This is a genomic window from Bacteroides muris (ex Fokt et al. 2023) (assembly GCF_024704895.1).
In the GTDB taxonomy this organism is placed as follows: Bacteria; Bacteroidota; Bacteroidia; order Bacteroidales; family Bacteroidaceae; genus Bacteroides; species Bacteroides muris.
Genome location: NZ_JAMZEE010000101.1, coordinates 1 through 1,081 on the forward strand (window position 1 = coordinate 1; position 1,081 = coordinate 1,081).

The 1,081-nt window shown below is 61.3% G+C and carries 1 protein-coding gene; it reads right to left on the bottom strand.

Annotated features, from left to right (window positions below):
- On the bottom strand, positions 1-1,079 hold a 1,079-nt coding region (locus M1B78_RS18390; protein WP_257941488.1), incomplete at its 3' end, for a transglutaminase domain-containing protein.
- Between the last annotated feature and the right edge of the window lie 2 nt (positions 1,080-1,081).

Genomic DNA, 1,081 nt, shown 5'->3' on the forward strand with positions numbered 1-1,081 from the left:
CCCGAGGCATGCGCGAACTCACGGATGCGGTCGGTCGACACACGGACGTCGACGGGGCGGTCAAGGTACTCCATACTGACATCTTCCAGCAAGGGGCTTTTCAGCCAGGTGCCATAGCCGTCGTCCGGCACCTCTCCGCTGCCGGACGCGGGACAGGGTTCGAAATGGGAGCGATAGACCTTGGCAGGTCTCAAATGCCCCCGGCTGTTCAACACCGGCAGATACTCCCCCGGCAACTGTTCTCCGGGGGCAAAGCTGTGGAAGCGTCCCTCGTGCCACACGGCCCCCCAGTTGTGTCCCCAGTCCATACGGGTCCACAGGGTCCTGTCCATCACTACGGGTATGCCGGCGGCACGCATCACGAACAATCCCAGGTCGCACAGGCCCTCACATCGGGCACCTCCCCAGGCATACGTCTCTTCGATGGTGGGATAGAAGGGCAGGGAGTTCTTCTTGTACCGCATCACCGTTGCAAGCCTCTTGTTCAGCAGCGAGCAAGCCTCCAGCGGAGAGGAGACACCGGAGGAGTCGAGCAGAGGGATGAACCTATCCATCATCTCCTTCCGTAGTCCCGAGGGATATTCCCTACTGATGCGATAGGGCAGAATGTAGCGGCAGAAGACGGGAAAAGGCACTTGCCGCGCCCAAGGTTTCCGCCACGCCTCGAAGGCGAGGTCGATATTCCGCACCAGAAAGGCGCTGTCCAGTGTCCGGATGTCCTTGTAACGGTGGCGCTCCCCCATGCGTCCGGCCCTTGCCAGCGAGTCGAGGTGTGCGTTGCACGCCTCCTCCCTGGGGAAATCCGTCAGCCGCGGACGGTATCTCCCCCCTCCGGGAAGCGCGTAGAATTCCTCCTCGTAGAAGTGGTAGGGCATGTTCGCTATCAGGAAACGGGCGGCGGCCTGTTTCAGGCTGTCGTCCTTGTAGTGCAGCAGCACGCCTTCCAGTTCACGGCGGTTGTCGCCGGCAGAGGCAAGGGCACGCTCCAGCGCAGCATCCCGGCGGCACGACTGCAAGCACAGCACAACAAGGAATGCGCATGCCGGAAAAAAGCGGAAAGTTCTTCTTCTTATATCCATGG